This window comes from Prochlorococcus marinus XMU1419 (genome assembly GCF_017695955.1).
GTDB lineage: Bacteria > Cyanobacteriota > Cyanobacteriia > PCC-6307 > Cyanobiaceae > Prochlorococcus_A > Prochlorococcus_A marinus_AD.
Genome location: NZ_JAAORO010000003.1, coordinates 138,864 through 163,725, shown reverse-complemented (window position 1 = coordinate 163,725; position 24,862 = coordinate 138,864). Strand labels below are relative to the sequence as shown.

Genomic DNA, 24,862 nt, shown 5'->3' with positions numbered 1-24,862 from the left:
CTTCTTTTATAATTTTGTATATTATTGAATAAATTTTTTATTAAATAAAGTAATTTATGTCTTTTGAATTTTTGAAAAAAAGTAAGATCCTAATATCGCTACAATGTACCAAAAAGAAACAACTAAACTGTGAATAATAAGTAAATTAGATAAAGAAATACTTTTATTCATAAATTGAACTAAACAAATTGATGTAACTCCCAACAATAGGTTGATCATTTGCCAATAAAAATTATATTTCTCTTTTTTTCTTATAATCCAAATCATGCTTAATGGACTTGAGATAAACCTAAAATAAACAAGAATAATAGTTGATTTTACTAATATTACAGAATCAATCCACTTAGCGCCAAATACTATTGGGATAAATTTTGGGAAAATCAAATAAAATGGGAAAAGAAAAAAAGTTGCAATAAATAAGTTCAATAAAAGAAATCTTATAAAGGTTATTTTTGCATTTCCATTATTCTCGATTTCATTAGTACTATTTTTAATAAAAATATCTTGAATTGTGGAGGATAAGATTGACAGAGGAAACTCCATTACTTTTGTTGCGAATACATACTGCCCAAGAATATATAAGCCATAAAATTTACCAATTAAAAAAATAGTTATAAAATTATTTGATGTAGACATGATATTTGATGGATTTGTCCAAAAAATATAAGAAATATATTTTTTTAAAAATCTTTTTGTAATAAAAAAGAATTTTAATAAGTTTATTTTGAGATCTATATACTTATTTACTTGAGAAATTAGGTAAATTGTTACCACAGTATTAGTTATTATCAAAGAATAAATCAGGCCTGATGTTCCATATCCATAAATACCTAAAAGTAAAGATAATGATGCTAATAAGGTTGAGAAAATAAGTTTGCAATAGGTTATTATATTTATTTTTTTATATCTAATGACAAAGTTTTTGAAGGTTCTATAAATATTATAAATCCAAGAAATTAGAGGAATAAATAGGATGAAATTTTGATCACTATGTGAGAAGTTACTCTTCGTATATATAAACAAAAATATATAAATTATTAGATTTAATAAAAAGGAGATAAATATTGGTATAAGAAGAGTATATTGTTGATTCTCATATTTTTTTTCTATATATATAGTATTTTCTAAAGCTAAAGATGAAAAATTACTAAATATTATAGATGCTCCAATAATTAAAGAATAATTACTTATAACTTCAGGATCGTAAATTCTACTTATTACAGGCAGTAATAATATTGGAACTAGATTATATAGAATATTGCTTCCAAAATAAATATAATAATTTCTTTTGTTTAGAAAAAACTCTTTTATTTCAGTTAAAAAAATTGCACTTTTTATTTTCATATTAATTTCAGTCAAAAGGATTAAAAATATTTAATATAAAATTCTTCAGTTTATCGAATCGCTTTTTGGGGATTATAAATTTAGTTAGCTTTATTATTTTTATTATTAAAGAATAATATTTCCAGTAAGAAAATTCTTTAATTAATAAAATCCAACTATTAAAGTAAAAAAATATTTTATTTGTTTTTTTAATAAAAAGATCATTCTTATTCATCTTATTAATTGTAAGTGATAATATTCTTTCTACTAAATATTCTTCTCTTAATTCCTTGATACCAATAAATTTTTCTTTGCATTGTGATGCAATTTTATTATATAATTTTTCATTTTTTAATTTTTTTATAACCTCATCAATATTTGAATAGTCTTTATTTAAAGGAATATAGTGAACATCTGGCGACATGATATTTGAATATGAATCTATTAGTGCAATTTGAACTGTTTTGGATAAAGCAGCTTCGATATTTCTTGGAGATATCATTGTAAAAATATTTTTTTTATCTTGATTTTTGAAGCATTTATTTTCTATATCTTTAAACTGAATTGAGCCATTTGATTTTATAAAATTTATAATACTTTCTCTAATTAGTCCTTTTGGATCATGAAGAGAACTTCCAGAAGGTGCTACTAAACAGAATTTCGAATCACCCAATCGTTTATACCAATCTTCTCCTAATAAAAGATCTTCCTTTTTCGTGGATATATCAATATTAAAGTCTTTTAATAGTATAGGATGATTTAAAAATCTTTCTGCGATTTCCTTTTTTAATTGTCCTAAAAATCCATAATTAGCAGGTAAATTTGAGGCTCTATAAAAGATATCAATTTTTCTATCTTTGAAATGTTTTGGTTTTTCCCAGTATTTTATTATTTCATCATTTATATAACCTGTATAACCAATCTCAATTTTGCCTTGACAATTAAATTTTGGATAAAGAATATCCCATTTATCTGGACATACTGTAAATAATTTATCTATTTCCCAATTACACATCAATTCATCAAGAAGTGAAGAACCCTCATAATCATCTTGGGGCATAGCTACTTTATAAGCATTTGAGTTCTTAATAAAATCATATTCTTTTAAGATCTTTTTAAATGAATTTCTATCATTTCTAGCACTTAAAAAAGAAGAAAATAAAACAATTAATTGATAATCTAAATTCTTAAAATAATTAGGTAGTTTAATATTTGAATTATGAACGATAACATTATTTTTATCTGATAATTTATTAAATATATTTTCTAATTGATTATTGGTTTTAAATCTTTTCTTTGGATGTTCTAACCTACTTAAACAAAGTATATTCATTTATTTTATATTTCTATCATCAAAAAAAGATAAAATTGAAAGATGTTTTTCAATATGTTTTTGAATATCTGAATAATTATCCTTTGTCCATTTAATTGTTTTTTGAATTCCTTTTTCAAGTGATGTACTGGCGGTAAAACCTAACTCATTTTTTGATTTAATTGTACTTCCGAATCTTTTTCCAGAGTTATCCCAGTTTCTTTTTGGTAGTAAATCCAAATCCCTTTTATTTCCAGTAAATTTATTTATCAAAATTGCTAAATCTTTTATAGAAGTTTCAAAGCCAGAAGCTAAATTATATGATTCTCCGGGTTTGCCCTTCTGAGCTATATCTACTAGACCCTTAGATATATCTTCTACATAAATGAAATCCCTCGTAGCTTCACCGCCATTATATAATTTTAAACTTTCATTATTTATTGATTTCCAAATAAAAGTTGGAATAACGTTTCTCCAAATAGTATGTGATGTACCTCTCCAACTACCAGCACCTAAAATTTCTTTAGGACCATAAACATTTTGAAATCTTGCTTTTATGAATGGTAAATCAAATTGCTTAAAAAAGTAATTACCATATAATTCTCCGACTAATTTTGATATTGAATAGGGACTATCTTGAAATAAATCGACATTATCACTCTCGAATGTTGCCGTTGCTTTTTTATATGTTTTACTTGCTACCGCACAACCAGCTGCTGAATATATAACAGCTTTAAGGTTTGGGAAGTTTTTAATATGGTTATAAAGTTTAAGGTTTGGAAGTAAGTTATTATTATGATCTTCAATAGGATTTTTTATAGAAGACTGATTTCCATGATAGCAGGCAAGATTAAATACATAATCAATATCTTCTGGAATCTGAAAAAGTATTTCATCAGATATGATTGATCCATAAATAAATTTTATTTTTTTATTCCTGACTATATTATCTGCAGTTGAAGAAAGTAAATTATCAATTATCAAAATATATTTAGGATCATAATTTTTTATAATTAAAGAACATAAATTACTTCCAACAAATCCTGCACCACCTACTATTAATATCTTAGAATCCTTTAAATTATCTCTAACTTTGGTCATTTTATTAAATAGTTCTCGGGAAAAAGATAAATTTTCTTTCCATTATTTTTAATGAAAGCGGGTTCATATGGAGGACAATAACATGCTCTTACAATTTTTTCGACTTTTTTAAAATCCCAACTTGGATTAATATTCTTTAATTTTTCGATATCTTTTTTGGAATAAAATTTACCTAAATCATTAATTTTTTCTCCTTCATGATTTTTGTATATTTTTTCTAGATTATCCATTAGTTTCTCTAATAAGTGAGTACCAATATTTATTGATTTCAATAATAGGCTATGAGCTGTTTCATTATCTTCAATTTCAAAAGATTCAGATAAAATTATCTTTCCTTGATCAACTACCTTATCTATCCAATGAATAGTACATGTATGCTTTTTTTCTTCATTAATTATTTCATGAGTTAAGGCATGATGACCTCTATATTCAGGTAATTTTGCATTATGAAAATTTATTATTTTATGATTAATCAAATTAATAATCTTTTCAGATATTATCCATTTATATTGGATAGATAAAATTAGGTCAATTTTTTCTTCTAAAATAATGTTTTCTATGATTTTTTCATCATGATAATTTGTTGATATTTCAAAGAAATTTATATTATTTACTTTGTTTTTGAAATTTATTATATTTTTTTTATCGGTAAGACAGAAAATTATTTTATGCGAAATTTCTTTATTAAGATAGTTATTTAAATAATTCTCAAAAAACTTACCTGAACCCAGTAAAAAAATATTCATCAATCTAAATTTTCTTCAATATAATTGATTATTCTTTTATTAATAATATTCTTATATAAATTATGACCTCTAATACTTAAATGAATACCATCAGGAAGTAATAGATTTTTAGAATTCAAATTAGAATTTTCGGTAATATGTTTGTTCCAATAATTTTCTATATCAATAATTTCTAAATTAAACTTTTTATGTAAATTTGTATGAACTTCCCTTATGTAAGTATTATATTCTTTATTTTTCTGTTCGTAATTTATATTTCTTAATTTAGTTATTAATCCTTTAGAAGTAGGATGATTAGTATTTATAAAACATTTTTTTGCTCCAGACGCATAAATCCTGATTATTATTTCATTCAAATTTTCTATGAAAGAATTTGGACTCACTCTTGGTAATCCATAATCTGTATCCCAGAAATTACAATCATTAAGTCCAAATTGTATTATTACTAAATCTGGCTTATGAGAGGTACAGTCAAAATAAAGTCTCTCCAAAGCTTGTCTCGTAGTGCATCCATTAATACTTGGATTTTGAAGAAGAATATCATAACTTTTTTTTAAATTTATTAGTTTATCCGATAAATCATTTACCCATGTTTCAGAGGGACTTACAAGTTGTCCAAATCCTATAGAGTCACTAAAAATGTAAACTTTATAATTTAATTTTTCCAAATTTACTTATTACTTAAATGACTATATATGGTACTTATACCATTTTTTTCATACCAATCCAATTGTTTATTAAGCATCTCTTCTAATCCTCTTTTGGCAACCCATCCAAATTTATCTTCAGTTTCTTTTGGATCTAAAACTAACTCTTCTATATCATCATTTTGAATTTCTTTTATTTTAATTTCTTGAGAATTCTTTCCAAGAAACTTTGATATGTATTGATAAATCTCAAATATTGAAGAACCTTTTCCAGTAGAAACATTAAAAACACCATTTATTGATGGCTTTTCTAGAATTGACTTTATTAAATCTAGGAAATCATCTATATCAAGAAAATCTCTTACTGCTTTAGTACAAAAACACTGATCATTATTTTTTAATCTTTTATAGAAAGTTGGAATAGGACCTATTGATAAATAAGGACTACAAATATTAGCAATTCTTAAAGAGACAATATTTTCAAAAGTATTTAATAGATAAGATTCACCTGCGGTCTTTGATATGGAGTAACTTGTATTAGGATTATTGGCTTGATCTAATGTTATAGGGGATTTAATTACCTTTCCATAACAAAGTGCTGTTTGGAAATTGATTATTTTTTTTATATTGTACTTTGATGAAAGTTCGCTTATATTTACGGCTCCTAATATATTTGTATTTATATCTTCTACCCAATTTAATGGATCTTTGTATGAAGCTGCACTATTGAAAATTATTTCAGGCTTGAATTTTGAAAATACCTTATCTAGAAAAAACTTATCTGCTATTGAACCTTCAAAAACAACTAAATCTTTCTCTTTGGATGAAATTTTTTTACTTGTACTAAAGTTATCAACAATGCATACTTGACAATTTTCTTTCAAGAAAAATTTAGTTAAATTTTTTCCTAATGTTCCCGCTCCCCCAGTAATAAGAATTTTTTTAAAATTCATTTTAATTTTAAATGTGTATATTCACCAAGTGTGCCAAACTTATCATAATACTCTATTGCATTTCTAACAGTTGTATCGATATCTGTGAAAGAAATATATCCAAAATCATCAAATGTTTTTTGAGGGTCTAAAAGTATTGAGAAAGTATCATCATCATTTATTGGTTTAATCTCTGGTTCTGGATAATTATTAAGATTCATTGCATTAACTACGGCATTATATAGATCTAAAATTGCAATATCTTTGCCACTAGAAAAGTGGTAAGCTCCACTACCTATTCCGTCGCAAGCTTTAACAACTATTTTTGCTAAATCTTGCACATACACAAAGTCTCGCCTAGTTTGCGTTACGAAACATTTTTTTTCATCTTTAAGTCTTTTATAGAAAATTGGTAATGGTCCAGCAACGTTTCTTGGGCCAATGACATTAGCAAGCCTAAAAGTGACATAATCTAATCCAGATAGTTCAAGATAAAGCTCATTTGCTGTTTTACTAATAGCATAACTACTACCTTCTGGATTTCTTATGTCATTTAGTCTAATTGGATTTGAGATTGGATTTAATCCATAGCATAATGCTGTTTGAAAATATATAAATCTTTTAGTTTCATTTTCTAAGGCAGCTTTAATAACATTCGTAGCCCCTACACAGTTTGTCAATGTATCTTCATACCAATCATTAGGATCTTTATAAGAGCAAGCAGCATGAATTACACAATCTGGTTTAAATTGTTGGAAGAGTGTATTTATTAATTCTCTATTAGAAATAGTATCAACAACAATTTTTAAATTATTTTTGTTCTTGAGATGTTCTATTCTTCCCGTAGCTAAGTTATCAATAACGCAAACTTCGTCTCCTCTAGCTAAGAGTAATTCTGCAATATGTGAACCAATTTGTCCTAAACCGCCAGTTATTAGATGCCTCATTTACAAAAAAATTAATTGAATAATAATAACATGTGGCCAATTATTTAATTTATAAGATCTTTCCAAGATTTGTGTTTGTCATGAAATTCTTGGTACCAGAGTTCAAGAGAGATAAATCCCCATATTTTTCTGGAAAATTTATTTTCAGATTCAATATTACTTAAAACATTAGATCCTCTAATGTAAGGTCTATTTTTAAGTTTCATATTTTGGAGAGTATCATAGGTAAACTCTTTTAGTTCATTTTTTATCCAATAATTCAAAGGTACTGGAAAGCCCATTTTATCTCTTCTATTGAGAATTGATTTTGGGAAAATATCTTTAAATGAATCTTTAAGAATTTTCTTAAGATTACCACCTTCAAATTTAATATCAGCTGGAATTTTAGCTGAAAATTCAACTAAGTCTTCATCAAGAAAAGGTAATCTACTTTCAAGACCATGGGCCATACTCATCCTGTCTTCAACTTGCAGTAATGCTGGGAGTAAACATTTAAAATCAAAATGAGTCATTTTATCAAAATAAGACTCTTTAAATATATTTTCTTGAGAATTAAAAATTTCAAGAAATTTTTTTTCAACATTATCAAAATTTAATTCATCAAATTCTATTTCATCTTTTAATTCATAAGATCTATTTATGAGATTTAAATATCTAATATCCATATCACCAAATAAATCTTTACTCCAAAATTTTTTTAGAAGTGGTTTATATTCTCTAAGTATTCCAAGATTTGGGATAATTGATTCTATAGTTACAACATAATTGCCATTTTTATAATTCCCATCTATAGCTGCTTTAAGGCTTTGTTCAAGATATGCAATTAGATACCTTGCATAACCTCCAAATATTTCATCACCTCCTTGACCCCCTAGCATTACTTTATAACTTTTACTTGCTTCTCGAGAAATCATATATTGAGGGAAAGAACCAACTCCAGCACAAGGGTAATCAAGATGATAAATTATTTTATTTATTTGATCTATGAAATCTTGAGCAATTATATCTTTTTTAAATAATTTTCCTTCAGATTTATTAGTGACATCTTTGGCATATGAACTTTCATCAAAGCCATCATAGTTTGTAAATCGACCATGAAATGCATCTTTAGAGAAATTTTTTTCATTTGCGCTAAGTGTATAAATTAAGCTTGAATCAATTCCACCTGATAAATAAGAAGCTATATCAACATCAGAAACACAGTGATTAGTTATTGATTTTTTAAGGAGGTATTTAATCTGTTCTTGAACATGATTTTTTTTAAAATTGAAATCAATTTTATAATTAATATCCCAATATTTTTTTATTTCAATATGACCATCTTCAATAGTCAAATAATGACCAGGCATAAGTTGTTTTATATTTTCAAAAAGAGTATTTTCTCCAATAAGAAATTGGAAGGTAAAATATTCACTTAAACAATCTTTATTAGTATTGATTCTCTCAAGAAAGGGCAGTAAAGCTTTTACTTCAGATGCAAAGTAGAAAATATTTTTAGAAATCATATAGTAGAAAGGTTTAATTCCAAATCTATCTCGCGCACAAAAAAGCTTTTTCTGCTTATCATCCCATAATGAGAATGAAAACATTCCTTTAAGATAATCCAAACTTTTTTCTTTGTATTTACTGTATAAGGCAAGTATTACTTCAGTATCAGTATTAGAAATAAAATCCCAATTATTTTCTAAATCCTTTTTTAATTTTAAATAATTATAAATTTCCCCATTATAGGTAATGACATTTTTATTAATTGATTGCATTGGTTGAGAACCATTGTTACTAAGGTCAACTACAGCCAATCTCCTGTGGCCAAAACCAATATTATTTGATTTGTTAATCCATGTACCTTCTCCATCAGGACCTCTATGTTCTATTAACTTTGATTGAAGAAGTAATTTTTTTTCTAAATAAGGAATTTCACCTCTATCAAGTGAAATTTGACCAATAATTCCACACATAATCTAACTTAAAATTTTATTTAAAAAATCTTTGGCGTTTTTATCAGGATTGAAATATGATTCAGCAAATTCTCTAGACTCTTTACCTTTTTTTTCTCTTAATTCTGGATTTATTATTAGTTCTTTTAAAACTTCATAGATATTTTTGGGGCTAGCTTCAATGATTGGAAGTTTGCTGTATTCAGGAAATTGTTTAAAGAAAAATTCTTTCCATGATCTTCTTAAATAACATATAACTGGTTTACCCAAAGACATTGTCTCTACTCCTGTTGATCCCCACCATCCATAAATTAATTGTTCAACAACAATATCTGCTTGTATCTGATAATATCTCATATCGGAACTTTTTATATTATTTAAATAAACGTATTCAATATTATATCCTTCTGATTTTAATCTTTCAAATGCTCTATAAACGTATTGTGATCCTTTCTCATTCTTTCCCTCATTTATTCTATTTTTATCAAAAAAAGAATGTAATATTATGATCTTGTTTTTATCAAATTTATTTATATAATTTGGAATTGATATGTTTGGACTCCATTTTTCGAGATCAATAATTTTATATTTTAGATGAGTTAGATTTATAGAATTACTTTTATAACAACCTAATCCAATATTTAAATCTGAAAACTTATTTACCAAAGCGAATTTCTTTTTGTTTACTTGATCTAAGCAATTTGAACTGACCCCACAATTAAAGCAAACATTACCATTATCAAATTTTTTAAAATTCTCTTTAAGTTCTTCATCATTACATCCCGAAGGAACGTAAATGATTTTTATTTTTAAAATTTTGTAAAAAAATAAAATTAAATTAATTAAATCAAAATTAAATAATGGAATTTTAATATTTAAATAATCTAAGCAACCATAGTAAATTTGAATATCATATTGAGAAAACTTAAATATGCATTTTATTTTCCATGCTAACTTTAAAAATCTATTATTTGATTTAAAAAAGATAATATTTCTATTGTTATAGAGTAAATTAATAGGGTAATCATCAGGAACAAATATCTTGCATTCATGGCCCATTTCTTTAAGTTTATCTGCATAAATAAACGAACAATGATAGTCGGGTGACATGAATAAAATATTCATAAATTATCAATATCTGGCAGATTAAGCTTTTTAGAATATTTTTTTAAGGAAGTTATCAAAGGTATTAATATTATACAGTACATTATTAGTGAGTAATTAGGATAAAAAACTTGTGATAAAACAAATACACTCACTATAAATAAACTATTAATCATAGAAATTAATAATTTAAGAGGTATTAGTTTATATTTATAACATGAATAAGAGCATAGAATTGACATAAGGATATAAATAATTGGTCTAATATAAGTTGCTCCAATGATTCCATACGAATCAACAACTTTCCCCATAATTAATATGGTAATTAACATAAGAGAAACCTCAATAATCAGCTTAACATGCGTCCTAAAGGCAACTAATAGAGACATTACGAAAATTGCATAGAAACCTTGAAAAATATATGGAATAAAGAAAAGAGGAAGTAAATTTATATATTCCTGGTATTCCAGAGGAAAATATTTAGTAATTACGATTTTCGCAATTAATATTGAAGGTACTATTATTAAAAGGACACTTTTTGTATATAACTTAGTTACTATTTTATATAAATTTATGTCTCCAAATAAACTTCTGTTTTTATAGAAAAGTGGCGGCCATATTGTTAAAAAAGTGCCTGATGCTATTCCAAATATTGAGCCAAATTGAAATAGAACATTATATTGAGCAAGTGTTGAAAAATCAAAAGATCTTTGAACTTGATATCTATCCAATATATCTAGAATATATATTGATAGAGTTGCTAAAAATAAGGGGATGCTAAATTTAATTTGTTTTCTTAGAGTACTAAAATTAAATTTTATAGGGAATCTATTGATTAAAAATTTGCTTGATAAAATAACAAAAAATATATTAGAAATTATTAAGGAATAAATATATCCATATGTACCTAATCCTAACTTTACAATTAATAAATAACAAAAAGAAGCGCTAATTACAGTTGTAGTTAGACCTAATTTTAAAACTTTTTTTGATTCCTCTAAATAAATTAAGGTAGACCTAAATGAAGCATTCAACATCAATAGAAAAGTGTAAAATACAAATAATAATTTTATGTTTTCATATTTTTGAAGTTGAGTTATTTCGAAGAAAATATTGTGGTTTAAATAAATTAATATTACAAAGATAATTATTAAAGAATTACTGAAAATTACAGGGGACCAAATTACTTCTGATATTTTTTTTCTGTCAACATCATATAAATATCTACTTACCCCATTTGATAAGCCTAGGTTTAATATTGTTGATGCCAAAGAGCTATAAAGCGAAAATGATATAAATGCTCCATATGACTCTTGGGTCATGTATCTTAAAAAAATTGGGAGCAAAACAAATGAAGTTGCGGATTGTATTATCTCCACAAATCCGTACGAAAACATTTGATATATATACTTTTTGAACAACTAACTAAATCAAACTTTAATTCTTTTCTGCTTTAAGCAGAGGTTTACTTTCCTCTGAATCATAGTAATTCGTTATCATACAACTTTTACAGCATTCATATTTATCTCTAAAGGTTTTATCTGAATGGTTTCTTCTAAATTCCTCCGCTTTTTTACTTGTCCATACTTTCCAAAAGGAGCCTGCTTCGAAAATATTCCCAAAGCAATGTTCTGAGTCAAAATCTACTACACAAGGTCTAACATCTCCGTTATATAGAATTTCAGTAAATGTGAAAGGTACTTGGCAAGCTGTGGGTTTTTGAACTTCAAAAGAATGTATTAGACCTGTTTCTTGGGATTTTTTTATATCATACTTCGCAAATTTAGGGATTGTACTCATATACTTTTTCGCAAGATTTATGGACTCTTCTTGTGAATATTTTCTTAATTTAAATCCTCTGCTAGTGAACTTTTCAATTCGGACTTCATCTACTCCTAATTCTTTTGAAAATTCTTCTAGATATGGTAATTGATGTTGATTATGTTTCATGACAATAAACTTAAGTTCTATGATGGTTTCATTTTTGCCATTTTTTTCTCTATAAGATTTGATTTTTTTTAAATTATCTATTACTTTTTCGAGCCTACCTTGGATTCTATATTGGGAATATGTATCTTGATCTAAACCATCTATACTAAAAGAAATTTTATTTATACCACAGTTGCACACTTGTTCTGGGTTGATATAGTGCCCGTTTGTATCCATATATGTATAAATATGAGGATAATTATTCCTTGTATAACTAATCATTTTATGAGAGTCTCTATTTATGAAGGTCTCACCAGTATCTGAAAATCCTAAATCTAATAAATAAGGTCCAATTTCATCTATGATTTTTTTAAAATTATCAAAAGTCATTAATCCATAGTTTCTTGAGGATACTTGTTGCTGGTCACATACAGGGCATCTTAAATTACACTTATTTGTTACTTCTACAGTGGCAGATACAGGGTAATTAATTATTTTTTTCAGGGCTAAACGTGTTGAAACCTTAGACTTAATATTGTTAACTCGTCTTGAAAGAGACATGAAGCAAAATTTTTACCAAATATAACATAAATCAGATTTATTAAAATAACTAATGTCTAGGTGATATTAGTGTCCAGTTAAATCTAAATATTTTTATATATTACTTTTTCTTTGGGAAAATCTTTATAAATTGATGGCCCACAATAATCATCTTGAAAATAAGCAAATTTATTTATTACTTTATTTAAAATTCTGTAAAAGAGATTTGTTTTTTTCTGATTATTCATCCTTTGGTTTAATTTGAAACTAATAATACCTAATTTTAAACGTATCTTTCCATGATTAATTTCAAATCTTTTTTTATAATTATTAATCTCTTTAATTACTTTTTGTCCATTTTCTTTTAAAGATTCCTTATTAACATACTCTGGTTTTGATTTGACAGCCACTAAATCGATCCAAGGATGTCTTTTATTGTTTTCCATAGTAATGCCATAGTTAGAAAATTTAATTATTTTGAAACCTACAATCTTTAATAGGTTTTCAATTGTTGTAATGTCATAAGTATAAATATGTTCATCAAAGTAATTATACTCTAATTGACCATGGGGAGATAGGTTATCAGGAATGGATAAATATAAATAGCCTTTTTCCTTAAGAAGATTCCATACTTTAATTAATGTGCTGATTGGGTCTATGAAATGTTCAAAAACATGATTAAATGTAATCATATCAAATTCAATATTATTGAATTTAGCATCTTCAAACATACATATTTGCATATTTTTAATGCCATAATTTTTGACACCATATTTTGCAAATCCAGGGTCTGGGTTTACACCATAAGCTTTATGTCCATCTTTTACTGCACAGCTTAGAAGAGTGCCTGCTCCGCATCCAACATCTAATATTGTAGATTTACTTTTTAAATATTCTCTAAAAAATGAATAATGATAATTTGCATTTATTAGTGCGTCTGATTCGTAATTTAATGTAGGCACCTCAATGCCAATAGTATTTTTTCTGTAGTTTTTGTAATGATCTCTTAAGACATCCATCTTTGGGAATGGATGGATTTTTGTCAGGCCGCAATTTTTACATGAAATATTTTTGTAATTTTTTTTAAAAGGGTAAACATCATCAATAATTAAATTATAAGAATTACAATTACATAAGATGCATTCATTTGATTTTATTGTTTTTAACATCTTTAATGAGATTAGATGTAAATTCAAGTCCATCATACATGAGTAGATCAATTATGGAATTTTTTATATAAGGTTTTTTTTCAAAAAATTGTTTTGATAAATTTTTTGTAAAATTTATTTCTACATTTTTTTCTTTGAAAAGAGTTGTATCTTGATAACTATCTGAGCCGTGCCCACTAAGATATATTTCTCCATTCAATTTTATAACTATATCTAAATTTGCTTGATTTCCGAAAGTATTAATTCCTAAATTTTCTGATTTAACAAAAATGGAATCTATTTTTAATTTTTCGGCAATTTTTTTTATGGCATTTATATTATATTCAATCAATAAGTTAGATTCAAAATTCACTAATTTTTCAATCCATTCATAATTTGCTTCAAAGTGTTTTTCTTTTTTGTAATTATTAAAAATTTGTGCCAATAGTCTTTTTTTCGATTTGGCAGGCTCAAAAATTTCTATTTGATTAAGCCTTGGATAATTATTATCACTCATTTTATGGAGTTTGTGAGTAGGTAATCCAATAATTTTGTTTTTATTAGCTATTAAATCAAGAATTTTTATTCTTTTTTCGTAATTTAGTTTTGAGTCTCCTCTACAAGAATCATAGAATACAAAAATATCACTTTGATCAATTTTAAAAAAATATCCAATCCAAGGAAAAAAATTTGGCTGATGTATTCCTATTATTTTTTTTAATGATAAGTTCATTGATTATTTAATTTTTTTTCGAGCAATAATAATTAAATAAATCCAAATATTTTTTATATTGAATATCTTTTATTTTTTTATTAAAAAATAAATTATCAATCTCAATACACATATCAATTAAATAAATACAATTTTGTCTTATATCAGAGCTTTTTAAAAAAAATAGACCATTATCTATATTCTTTTTAAAAAAGTTGATATCTTTGTAATTTTGACTTTTTTTGTATAAAGCTTCATCTAATTTAATCTTGAAAATATCCTCAAATAAATTTCTCTTATGCAAAATAGTATTTATTTTATTCTTATTTATTATTCTTTCTAAATCTTTCTTTTTTAAACTGTAATTTTGGAAAGCATTATAAATTATTGCAACGTTGATTTTTTCTTCTTTAAAATTCCATAATATATTAAACAAATTTATATAGTCTTCTGAATTATAAATATAATCACATTTCTCAATGAATTCAACAGAAATATTATATATTTTAGAAAGTTTCTCAATAAGAAAATAGTTGTTTTCTCTTCCATGTTCTTTTAACAAGTTATCATAATCCTGCATTGTTTTAGAGGCTCTTCCATATACACTTCTGAAAATTCTCTGCCGTGGAATCATATAATTTTCTTGCCACCAAGCAGGATGGGTTAGTATTTGTAAAGATTGATCTTTATGATTTTTTAAAACCTCAAAAATACTTTTAAATCTCCAATATCCGTTTGAATCGGAGCAGTAATTCGTCTTTCTACTTAATTCTTTTGAATAGGTATTTACTAACCCTCCATATGAATGATTATTAAAAATAAATTCCTTCTCTGTTGGATTATGAAAGCTAAATGCTTTCATATTTATACCGATTAACTTCTCAATACATAAAGCATCAATTTTAAGCAAATTTTCTAATTCGCTAGTGTTTTTTATTTTAAATGGAGATGGGTCGAAATGCAGTCCAATTTCATGCCCATAAGCTTTAATTTGTTGAATTATTTTTGATTGAGATTTCTCGAGTACGTTATAAAATTCTGATCTTATATTAATAAAATATGTTGCTTTAATACCTAATTTGTATTCCTCATATGCCATCTTTAATGCTCTATTTAGCGAAAAATCTATATCATGTCTCCACAATAAAAATTTCTTTTCCCAAGGTATATTGTCGTAACTTACAGTTACCCAATTTTCTTTAATTTCTTCCAATAAATTTATATAGTTTTCAAATGTAAAATTTGCAAATCTTTTATTTTCCAAAGAGATATCACTATCGGTATTTTTCATTTAAACCTTATCCTAATAGAGCGAGCAAAATTTCCAGGAATTATTATTTTAGAATTATATTCTATTTTTAGGAGTCTTATTTTACCTTCACCGCAAGCAACATCAATAAAATCTTTTTTGATTTCAGTAATTTGTCCTGGAATAGCACAAAAAATTTCTTGATTTGAACTTAAATCTGCATCCCAGATTATTACTTTTTCTCCTTTATAAAAACAAAATGCTCCACAATATGGTTTGTTGCATGCATTAATAAGTCTAAGAATATCTATAGCTTTAGAATTCCAAAAAATTTGAGCGTCTTCATTAGTTCTTGGATAACATCTTAAAATTCTTTTTAATTCAGATGATTGCTTCTCAAGATAGTAATATTTGTTTGATTTTAATTTATTTATAGAAGAGTTAAATAAAATTGGAATCCTTTTGTTCATCCAAGTCCATATTTCAGTAATTTTTGTTTTTTCATTAATATCTAAATATTCTCTATCTAAAATATCGCCACTATCTATTGATTTCCCCTCCATTCTATGAATGCAGAGACCAATTCTCTCTTCACCATTAATTATTGCCCAAGCTTGGCAAGCATTACCTCTATATAGAGGTAAATCTCCGCCATGTGCATTTAATATTCCATAAGGGAAAATCTGTATTATTTCTTCTGGGATTTTTGCCACGTAATTAAAGCTTATTGCTATTTCAGATTCTGTCTTTTGAAGAAAATCTTTTTCATTTGATATTTTGTTAGTATTTTTAAAGGGTATTTTTAATTTATGAGCTAATTTTTCAAATTCCAATTCATTTACTTTATATTCAGGAGCTGCTTTAGCTGTCAAAATACAAGTAATTTCATGACCTTTTTCTTTAAGAAATATTATTGAATCAAATAAAATTTCTGATCTCCCAATAATTGCTACTTTCATTTTGCGATTAAATTTATGAGATCTAAAAACCTATCTCTAGTTCCGTAACCTTTATATCTATATTTTATAAGTTCTTTTGGATTATCATGTAATGATCTTGATTCTTCATATCTTTTTAGACTTTCAGTGTTTAAAAAAATATGTATTGGGTGAAAATCAAAAACTTTAAGGTTAAAAATATTCTTATCATTCGCAATTTCACTTGGCGACATTTCGATGATATTCTCATCTTGGTATGCAATGTGTATATCATCTTCCCAGCAATAAGGAACTTTACAAATTCCATTCCAATGCTTAAAAGGTTTTAAATTTGCTTCAACAAAATTTGGAATAAAATGATTAACATCATATCTGAGACCATATTTTTTAAATAAATCAAGTAATCTTGAACTTTGCATCATAGAGTGACTTCTTACTGATTTAGCTTCAGGAACTATATTAATAATTTCTCTTAAGATTGTTGATTGATCAATATTAGTAGAGGATTTATTTAATAATAGATTATTAAAATTTGGATGAATTCCTAATTCAAAATTCTTATTTTTTCTTAGTTTTTCAAGAATTTTTGATTGATGTGTTATAAACCAAGTAGCTTTAATATCTTTAGATACTCCAAATATTAAATTGATAGTATCTTCAACAATTAAGTCATGAGCCCAATCTATATCAAAACTTAAAAAGATCTTACTTGCCCAACTGTCTTTATTACTAAATTTAATATTAGAAATTTTCTCAAATTCAATCATATTAAAAAGTTATTTATTTTTGAGATTTAGTTTTTATATTCATTTGAAAAGATCATTTTATCTGTAATGATTTTTGCGATTTGGTCTCCTTTGTAAATTTCGTTTTTATAACTTATTTCAAATAATTTTAATAAACTATCACCACATTTTACGAAAAAATTACCTTTTATATCTTTACAAATCATACCTATTTTCAAATTTTGAGATAATTTTTTATTTGTCATATTTTTTGCAGCCCAAATGTGAATTTTTTTTCCTTCAAAGAATGTAAATGCTCCTGGGTAAGGTCTTGTCTGAGCTCTTATAAATCTATCAACAAAAATTGCATTTTTATTCCAGTCTATCAATCCATCTTCGGGCGATCTTTGCGGCATTACTTTTCTGTTATTACAATTCTGTTCTACAAATATTATTTTATTTTTCGCAAGTTTAGGTAAATTTTCTAAGAGTAGATTTATTCCTTTTTTTTCAATTCTTTCATACAAGGTCTTTATCGTGTCGTCGTCTTTAATTATTTCTTCTTTTTGATCTAAGATTGGTCCATCATCAACTCCGTTAGCCATCTTAAAAAGGGAAATTCCTGTTTTCTTTTCGCCATTAATCATAGCCCATACTAAAGGAGCTCCACCACTATATTCAGGTAATAAGGAAGCATGTAGACCATATGCAGGAGCGTATTCTAGCCACTCTTTGGGGATTATATGATACCAACCCACTACCAAAAACATATCTGGATTCCACTTCTTTACTTTTTTAAAAAGTTCTTTTTCTTTCATCCCATTTTTCATGGTTATAAAATTCAAATTATTTTTTTCTGCTATTTTAGAAAAGTCCTTATAAAGAAAATTTTTTACCCTATCCTCACTATATGAAATTTTAAATTTTCTTTCATTGGTTATTATACCTGTGATGTTAACACTCTCTAATAGAAGGCATTTTTCTAGGCATTTCATACCAAAAGTAGTACAACCAATAAAAACAATATTCATCCAAGCACTTTCTAATAAGTATTTATATAACTTTACCAATAATTTAAAAAATAATTTAATTTATAAATTGTTTTATAAATTCTTCGAAGTTTAATAATGACCAAATAAGTAACCTTCTATTCTTCTTTCCAAATATATGTTGGCTAACGATTTCAGTAGTATTTTTATAATTAAGAAATTCGTAAATAACTGAATTCTTATTATAAAGTTTTCTCTTTACGAATTCTATACTTTCTCCTCTAAACCAGCTGGCATCAGGTGAGGAGAAGCCTTGCTTTTTGGCATTAATAATATTTTCTGGGACATATTTTTTCATTACATCTCTGAGTATTTTTTTTCCATCATTTGTTTTCATAAAATAATTAGATGTTTTTAAACCACTCTGATTTTCATTTATTTTAAATTTACTATTAAGATTTTTTAATTTATATGTTAAAGGACACTGCATCGCAAATTCAACTATGTCATTATCCATGAAAGGTACCCTCGTTTCTAGACCATGAGCCATTGATAATTTATCTTCAACAATAAATAAACCATGGAGAAAGGTTTTTGCTTCAAAGTATAAAGAGTGATTAATAAAATCTTCTCGCCTTTCAAATTTATTCTTGTGAGAAAGAAAGACATTTGAAAAAATTTCTTTTGGATCAATATGGTTTATTTCATGCCAAATTGGAGATAAAATTAATTTGAGTTCATTTGGATCCAATAATCTTTGCCAATTTATAAAATATTCATCTATGTATTCTTTGAAATTTTTACATCCGGAATGACTGTAATATCTCCATGGATATCCCGCAAAGAGTTCATCTCCACCTGTTCCAGATAGAACAACTTTTACAAATTTGCTAGTTAATTTGGCAGCGAAATAATTAGGATAACTTTGACCAACCCTGGGCTCTTCTAGATGTTTAGTTAAGTGAGGAAGTGATCTCTCCATATCGCCTGATTTAAGAACCATCTCATAATGTTCTGTTTTGTAAATGGCTGACATTGCTTCAGCTTTGTCTCTCTCGTCATAATTAAGTTCTATCCCATTTGCTGAGCTAGTATCAAAACCACAAGTAAAGGACTTGATATTTTTTATATGACGAGATGCTATAGAAGTAATAGAACCAGAGTCAATCCCGCCTGATAAATATGCGCCTATTTCAACATCAGTTACTAGTTGCCTTTTTACGGCTTGATTAAATAATCTATCTAATTCTTCTTCATATTCAAGTCTGGACATTTTTGATTCGATTTCATTGAAGTTATAATCCCAATATTTTGTATGCTCTATTTGATAGTTATTCTTCTTTTTTATTTTTAAATAATGTCCTGATTGCAAAAGTGAAATATCTTTAATTAAAGTTTTATTTGTAAGAATATTTTGAAAAGTAAAATATTCTACTAAAGCCTCTTTATCTAGATTTTTTTGAAAGTCCTTATAGGTAAGTAAAGCCTTTTGTTCTGATGCAAATAAAAAATGATTATCAAAAAATGAGTAATAAAGAGGTTTTATTCCATATCTATCCCTAGCTAACAATAGAGATTCTTCATCTCTATCCCATAAGGCTAAAGCAAACATTCCATTGAATCTGTTTAATGCTTTCTCACCCCAATATGAAAGAGCATTTAAAACAACTTCTGTATCAGATTTAGTTCTAAAATAAAAACCCTCTTTTTCGAGTTCTTTTTTTATTTCTTTGAAATTATAAATTTCACCATTGTAAGTTAAGACCCACCTTTTATTATTGCTAACCATGGGTTGATTAGCCTGCGAGCTGATGTCTATTATGGCTAACCTTTGGTGTCCTAATCCGATATTATTTTTAACCCAGGAGCCATTATTATCTGGTCCTCTATGGGAGATTGATTTATTCATTTCATCAATTAAGCGCTGGGAAATATTACTACCTTTGATGTTTAATAAACCTGTAATCCCGCACATGCTTAATTACCCCTAGAGATATTCTCAATTATGTATGTTTGCTCATCATCTTTTAATCCATGAAATAATGGAATAGATATTGAACAGTCATTTGCTACTAAAGAAATTGGAAAATCCTGAGGATGAATATTATATTTATTTTTATAAAATGAAAGCATATGAACAGCATGAGTAGCTGGTCTAGTAGATATTCCTTTATCTAGAAGATATTCCATGAATTTGTTCCTTTTCAATTTTATTTCTTCTATTTTTGAGAAATCGCGGAACTTTAATGCATTATCTATTTCTTCGGGCATAAACAAACAAGCAAAGCTTTGAAAACCATGAGAAAAGTCTCTTGGAATATTTGGAACCTTCAACCATTTTGTTTCTTTAAGTGCATTAATGTAATTCATCGCAATTTTTTGTCTTTCGGAAACTATTTCTTTAGCTCTGTTCATTTGAGAAGATCCTAGGGCAGCTTGAATATCGGTCATTCTGAAGTTGTAACCTGCATACGGATGATCAGCCAACAAATAAGGTCTTGGACCTAAATGTCTTTGCAAATCAGTCATTGATGCCCCATGATCCCTTAGTTTTCTTATTTTCTTTACTAAATCATCATTATCTGTTGTGATCATTCCTCCCTCCCCAGTTGTAATAGATTTTCTAGGGTGAAAACTGAAACAACCAGTATCTCCAAAAGTACCAACATGCTTGTTTTTGTAATATGCACCAAAACCGCAGGCCGCATCTTCAATGACCAAGAGATTATTTTTTTTTGCTATTTCAACTATTTTTTCAATATTTGCGGCTAAACCAAAAAGGTGAACAGGAATAATTGCTTTTGTTTTTTTTGTAATTAATTTCTCAATAGATTCTAAATCGATATTAAAAGTATTTAAATCAATTTCAGCAAATTTAACTTTCCCTCCTAAATGTTCAACAACATTAGCTGTTGAAATCCATGTAAATGCAGGAACAATTGCTTCATCTTCTGGGCCGAAATCAAGAGCAGCTAATGAAAGAAATAAAGCACTAGTACAACTTGTTACGGCAATACTATGTTTACATCCAACAAAATCAGACCATTTATCTTCAAACTCTTTAACCATTGGTCCTTGAACCAACCAACCACTTTTTAAAGGATTTAATACACTTTTTAGATCCTCTTCAATAAGTTCCGTTCTTGCTATTGGTATCTTCATAATTGATTTAAATATTTGACCTTCTTGCTTCTAGTTCTGATTTATGATCATATCTCCACTTTATGAGTTTTTCTAAACCCTCCCTTAACTCAGTCTTGGCATCAAAGTTTATTTCAGCTTTTGCTTTTTTTGGGCATCCTATTCTGTTTTTTACAAAAGTAGATTGATCTCGCTCTTTATAAATAATATCTTTTTTGGAGTTAGTGAGTTCCAATATTAGTTCTGCAAGTTGCTTAAGTGAGGTTCTTTTCCCTGTTCCAACATTATAAAAAGAATCTGTGGCCGATGATTTCATGGCGCAAACATTTGCAATCCCACAGTCTTCAACTGCTACAAAATCAAAAGCTTCTGATCCATCGCCATAAATAATTGGACTTTCTCCATTATCAATCCTATCTAACATTTTCATAATTACAGCTATGTAAGCACCTTTATAGTCTTGCCTTGGTCCATAAACATTCATATATCTCAAACCAGCATAATCCAAACCGTATCTATGATAGTAAGCTCTAAGCATTGCTTCACCACATATTTTTGTGGCACCATAAAAATTTTTATTATTAAATTTATGATCTTCATCCATTGGTTCAGTTAATGCATCACCATATACAGAAGCAGACGAGGAGTAAATTAATTTTTTTATATTATTTCTGCGACAGGAATCAATAACATTGAAGGTACCTTGGATATTTACATCAAATGCTGCTTTTGGGAATTCATGGCATTGAAGCAACCATAAAGCCGCAAGATGAAATACACCATCTATTCCTTCCATGGCAGAATCTAAAATATCATTTTGTAATATGTCACCGCCAATTTTAAAAACTTTACATCTTTTATCTCTTAAAGAATTTACAAGGTTTTCTTGCCTTCCTCTTACAAAATTATCATAGATTATTACCTCTTCAATTTCTTCTTTTAATAGTGCTTCAACTACATGGGATCCGATAAGCCCACCCCCACCAATTACTAAAAACCTTTTTTTTGTTATGTCCATAAAGATATTCTAAATTTGTGATTTTTCTATTATAAGATCCGCTAGTGCAAAACTTGCTGTAAAGGCTGGTGAAATAGCATTAAGTACATGTGTTGAATTAAAACTGTTTTCTAATAAAAAATCATTTACAAATTCTGATTTGTTTTTATCAAATAATTGTGCCCTAATACCAACTTTATCACTTTTGATTAAATGCTCATTTTTTAAATCAGGTATTATTTCTTGCGCAGATTTAAGAAATAATTTTTTGAAGCCAAGAAATGCCTGTTCTTTAGCATATCTTCTAAAGCCATTTGAATTCTTCAACCATTGATTAGTTAATTCTCCAATTAATTGACTAGTTAATAATGGTTCAAATCCATTTAGAGAAGAATAATTCTCACGTCCAAATGCTGGAATTGCAGTAGGACCAAAATTTATCTCACCTTTTAAATTCGGTGTTACATGAACGCCTAAAAACGGAACATTTAAATCTGGTACAGGATATATATTCATTTTGATATTAAAAGAAGTATTACTTTTTAACTTCCAATAAATCCCTTTGAAAGGTAGTATCTTGTAATTCTTTCCTATATTAAATTCTTTGGCTACCGAGTCTGCAAAAACTCCTGCGCAGTTAAAAAGATGTTCATAAACTATTTTCTTTTTTGAATTTCCACTTTTTATTATCAATGAGCTTTCTTCTGGAATTGCTTTTATGATTTTGACCTTATATAAAAGATTTACCTTTTTATAATGTAATATTTCTTGCATCCTCAAAAGTATTTTTTTGGGATTTACAACTGATGTCTTTGGACTCCATATTGCTGTTCCAGTTGCAGAGAATGCATATGGAGCCCTTTTGTAAAGCTCTTTTTTATCAATCATTTCAACTTCTGCTCCATTTTTTTTTCCTCTTTCAAATAAAAATTCTAAATTTGATGATTGTTCTTCTTTTTGCGCAACAATTAACTTCCCGCAATTTAAGATCTCTAATCCTTGACTTTTTATCCATTCTTTTAATCTTTGAGCTCCATCTACGCAAACTCTTGCCCTAAGAGAATTTGGTTCATAATAAATACCAGCATGTAAGACCCCACTGTTTCTTCCAGAGTTATGCATCCCAATTTCTTTTTCTTTCTCTAATATTAAAATCGACAGATTTTTATACTTTTCTTTTATTTGGTAAGCGAGGGAAATACCTACCATGCCAGCGCCAATAATAACGATATCTTTTTTAATTGATTCCAAATTGAAATTAAATAATAATTTTTTTAATCTACCTATATTATTAAATGTTTTATGTTTTATAATTTATATTAATAAATTTTATTCATTAAACTATCTAGAAAAAGATCTTATTCAAATTATATAGTTCAAAGTTAGGGCTTATTCAATGAAGATAGTCACAATTATTGGTGCAAGACCACAAATAATAAAAGCGTCAGTACTAAGATCATTATTTATAGATAGAGGAGTTAATGAAGTACTTATTCATACTGGACAACATTATGACTATGAAATGTCCCAAATATTTTTTGAGGAGCTAAATGTAAAGAAAGCAGATTATTTTTTTCAAATTAATAATCGCTCTCATGGAGGGATGACTAGCCAAATTATAAGAGATTCAGAAAATATTCTTCTAAAAGAAAAACCTGATTTATGTCTTCTTTATGGAGATACAAACTCAACATTAGGAGGTGCATTAGCAGCCTCAAAAATTGGAATTCCTATTTGTCATGTTGAAGCTGGATTAAGATCTTTTAATAAAACTATGCCAGAGGAAATAAATAGAAAATTAACGGATCATCTTAGTGAAATTCTATTTTGCCCAACTATTCAGGCTATGAATAATTTAAAAAAAGAAAATATACATAATAATGTGTATCATGTTGGAGATATTATGTTTGATGCAGTAAAGAAATTACAAAAACATATTTCGCTTAAGGATTTTTATGTAAATTCAGATTTAAATATCAAAAGACCATTTGCTTTATTAACAATTCACCGTGAAGCTACATTAAAAACAAGAAAATACTTAAATGATATTATTGAATACTCCAACAAAGTGTGCGATGGATTTAGCATCATCTTCCCAATTCATCCTAGAACCAAAAAAATAATACATGAATATCAAATTGATTTAAAATATATTAAATTAATAGACCCTCAATCCTATTTAAATATGCAATCACTCATATACAACTGTGAAATGGTTTTAACAGATTCAGGAGGTTTACAAAAAGAAGCATATTTTCATAAAAAAAGATGTATTACTTTGAGAGACGAAACCGAATGGACAGAAACTATAAGTCATGGTTGGAATAGGATATGGACAGATCATAACTACTTATGTGAGCCTAAATATATTCCTGATTATGGAGATGGGTTGTCCTCTGAAAAGATGTTTTCCATAATAAAAAATCAATTCTTAAAATGAATTAT

General features: G+C 26.9%; 22 protein-coding genes. 1 reads left to right on the top strand and 21 read right to left on the bottom strand.

The genetic code is table 11. From position 1 onward, the window contains the following. Nucleotides 1–54: 54 nt before the first annotated feature. From HA151_RS06940 to lhgO, 21 genes are all read right to left on the bottom strand, one after another. Nucleotides 55–1,359 carry a lipopolysaccharide biosynthesis protein gene (locus HA151_RS06940; RefSeq protein ID WP_209106754.1) on the bottom strand — a complete coding sequence of 435 codons (1,305 nt, stop codon included), beginning with the start codon at nt 1,357–1,359 and terminating at the stop codon, nt 55–57. Beyond that, nucleotides 1,352–2,656, bottom strand: coding sequence for a hypothetical protein (locus HA151_RS06935; RefSeq protein ID WP_209106753.1), 1,305 nt, complete (start codon nt 2,654–2,656; stop codon nt 1,352–1,354). The genes HA151_RS06940 and HA151_RS06935 overlap by 8 nt, the downstream gene beginning before the upstream one ends. Next, nucleotides 2,657–3,736: an NAD-dependent epimerase/dehydratase family protein gene (locus HA151_RS06930; RefSeq protein ID WP_209106752.1), complete on the bottom strand. Its 1,080-nt coding sequence runs from the start codon at nt 3,734–3,736 to the stop codon at nt 2,657–2,659. It lies immediately after the preceding gene. Next, on the bottom strand, nt 3,733–4,482 hold the full coding sequence (locus tag HA151_RS06925; RefSeq protein ID WP_209106751.1) for a formyltransferase family protein: 750 nt from the start codon (nt 4,480–4,482) through the stop codon (nt 3,733–3,735). The genes HA151_RS06930 and HA151_RS06925 overlap by 4 nt, the downstream gene beginning before the upstream one ends. Beyond that, the gene (locus HA151_RS06920; protein WP_209106750.1) at nt 4,482–5,150 is read right to left on the bottom strand and encodes an SGNH/GDSL hydrolase family protein; all 669 of its coding nucleotides are present in this window, start codon (nt 5,148–5,150) and stop codon (nt 4,482–4,484) included. The genes HA151_RS06925 and HA151_RS06920 overlap by 1 nt, the downstream gene beginning before the upstream one ends. A gap of 2 nt (nt 5,151–5,152) precedes the next feature. Further along, nucleotides 5,153–6,082, bottom strand: coding sequence for an NAD-dependent epimerase/dehydratase family protein (locus HA151_RS06915; protein ID WP_209106749.1), 930 nt, complete (start codon nt 6,080–6,082; stop codon nt 5,153–5,155). Beyond that, on the bottom strand, nt 6,079–7,008 hold the full coding sequence (locus HA151_RS06910; protein WP_209106748.1) for an NAD-dependent epimerase/dehydratase family protein: 930 nt from the start codon (nt 7,006–7,008) through the stop codon (nt 6,079–6,081). Before HA151_RS06910 ends, HA151_RS06915 begins: the two co-directional genes overlap by 4 nt. A gap of 44 nt (nt 7,009–7,052) precedes the next feature. Beyond that, a complete protein-coding gene (gene asnB / locus HA151_RS06905) occupies nt 7,053–8,966 on the bottom strand; it encodes an asparagine synthase (glutamine-hydrolyzing) (RefSeq protein WP_209106747.1) in 1,914 nt (637 codons plus the stop codon). Nucleotides 8,967–8,969: 3 nt separating this feature from the next. After that, on the bottom strand, nt 8,970–10,055 hold the full coding sequence (locus HA151_RS06900; protein WP_209106746.1) for a glycosyltransferase: 1,086 nt from the start codon (nt 10,053–10,055) through the stop codon (nt 8,970–8,972). 11 nt (nt 10,056–10,066) lie between these two features. Beyond that, entirely contained in the window at nt 10,067–11,446 is a 1,380-nt protein-coding gene (locus tag HA151_RS06895; protein ID WP_219047346.1) for a lipopolysaccharide biosynthesis protein, read from the bottom strand. Between the two features lie 40 nt (nt 11,447–11,486). Beyond that, complete coding sequence (locus HA151_RS06890) at nt 11,487–12,539, bottom strand: radical SAM protein (RefSeq protein ID WP_209106744.1); 1,053 nt, start codon at nt 12,537–12,539, stop codon at nt 11,487–11,489. 83 nt (nt 12,540–12,622) lie between these two features. Further along, nucleotides 12,623–13,687 carry a class I SAM-dependent methyltransferase gene (locus HA151_RS06885; RefSeq protein ID WP_209106743.1) on the bottom strand — a complete coding sequence of 355 codons (1,065 nt, stop codon included), beginning with the start codon at nt 13,685–13,687 and terminating at the stop codon, nt 12,623–12,625. Beyond that, complete coding sequence (locus tag HA151_RS06880; RefSeq protein WP_209106742.1) at nt 13,662–14,399, bottom strand: WbqC family protein; 738 nt, start codon at nt 14,397–14,399, stop codon at nt 13,662–13,664. The genes HA151_RS06885 and HA151_RS06880 overlap by 26 nt, the downstream gene beginning before the upstream one ends. 7 nt (nt 14,400–14,406) lie before the next feature. Next, the gene (locus HA151_RS06875; protein WP_209106741.1) at nt 14,407–15,669 is read right to left on the bottom strand and encodes a hypothetical protein; all 1,263 of its coding nucleotides are present in this window, start codon (nt 15,667–15,669) and stop codon (nt 14,407–14,409) included. Continuing rightward, a complete protein-coding gene (locus HA151_RS06870; RefSeq protein ID WP_209106740.1) occupies nt 15,666–16,586 on the bottom strand; it encodes a methionyl-tRNA formyltransferase in 921 nt (306 codons plus the stop codon). Before HA151_RS06870 ends, HA151_RS06875 begins: the two co-directional genes overlap by 4 nt. Beyond that, on the bottom strand, nt 16,583–17,332 hold the full coding sequence (locus tag HA151_RS06865; protein WP_209106739.1) for a hypothetical protein: 750 nt from the start codon (nt 17,330–17,332) through the stop codon (nt 16,583–16,585). The genes HA151_RS06870 and HA151_RS06865 overlap by 4 nt, the downstream gene beginning before the upstream one ends. A gap of 26 nt (nt 17,333–17,358) precedes the next feature. Beyond that, nucleotides 17,359–18,360, bottom strand: a complete 1,002-nt coding sequence (locus HA151_RS06860) for a methionyl-tRNA formyltransferase (RefSeq protein WP_209106738.1) — start codon at nt 18,358–18,360, stop codon at nt 17,359–17,361. A gap of 16 nt (nt 18,361–18,376) precedes the next feature. After that, complete coding sequence (gene asnB / locus HA151_RS06855) at nt 18,377–20,254, bottom strand: asparagine synthase (glutamine-hydrolyzing) (RefSeq protein WP_209106737.1); 1,878 nt, start codon at nt 20,252–20,254, stop codon at nt 18,377–18,379. A gap of 2 nt (nt 20,255–20,256) precedes the next feature. Continuing rightward, a complete protein-coding gene (locus HA151_RS06850; protein WP_209106736.1) occupies nt 20,257–21,441 on the bottom strand; it encodes a DegT/DnrJ/EryC1/StrS family aminotransferase in 1,185 nt (394 codons plus the stop codon). 7 nt (nt 21,442–21,448) lie between these two features. Next, nucleotides 21,449–22,438: an NAD-dependent epimerase/dehydratase family protein gene (locus HA151_RS06845; RefSeq protein WP_209106735.1), complete on the bottom strand. Its 990-nt coding sequence runs from the start codon at nt 22,436–22,438 to the stop codon at nt 21,449–21,451. Between the two features lie 9 nt (nt 22,439–22,447). Beyond that, nucleotides 22,448–23,668, bottom strand: coding sequence for an L-2-hydroxyglutarate oxidase (lhgO, locus tag HA151_RS06840; protein WP_245151626.1), 1,221 nt, complete (start codon nt 23,666–23,668; stop codon nt 22,448–22,450). A 145-nt stretch (nt 23,669–23,813) separates the two neighbouring features. Here lhgO and wecB point away from each other — a divergent pair, with 145 nt between their 5' ends. Continuing rightward, nucleotides 23,814–24,857 carry a non-hydrolyzing UDP-N-acetylglucosamine 2-epimerase gene (gene wecB / locus HA151_RS06835; protein ID WP_209106734.1) on the top strand — a complete coding sequence of 348 codons (1,044 nt, stop codon included), beginning with the start codon at nt 23,814–23,816 and terminating at the stop codon, nt 24,855–24,857. Nucleotides 24,858–24,862 lie beyond the last annotated feature (5 nt).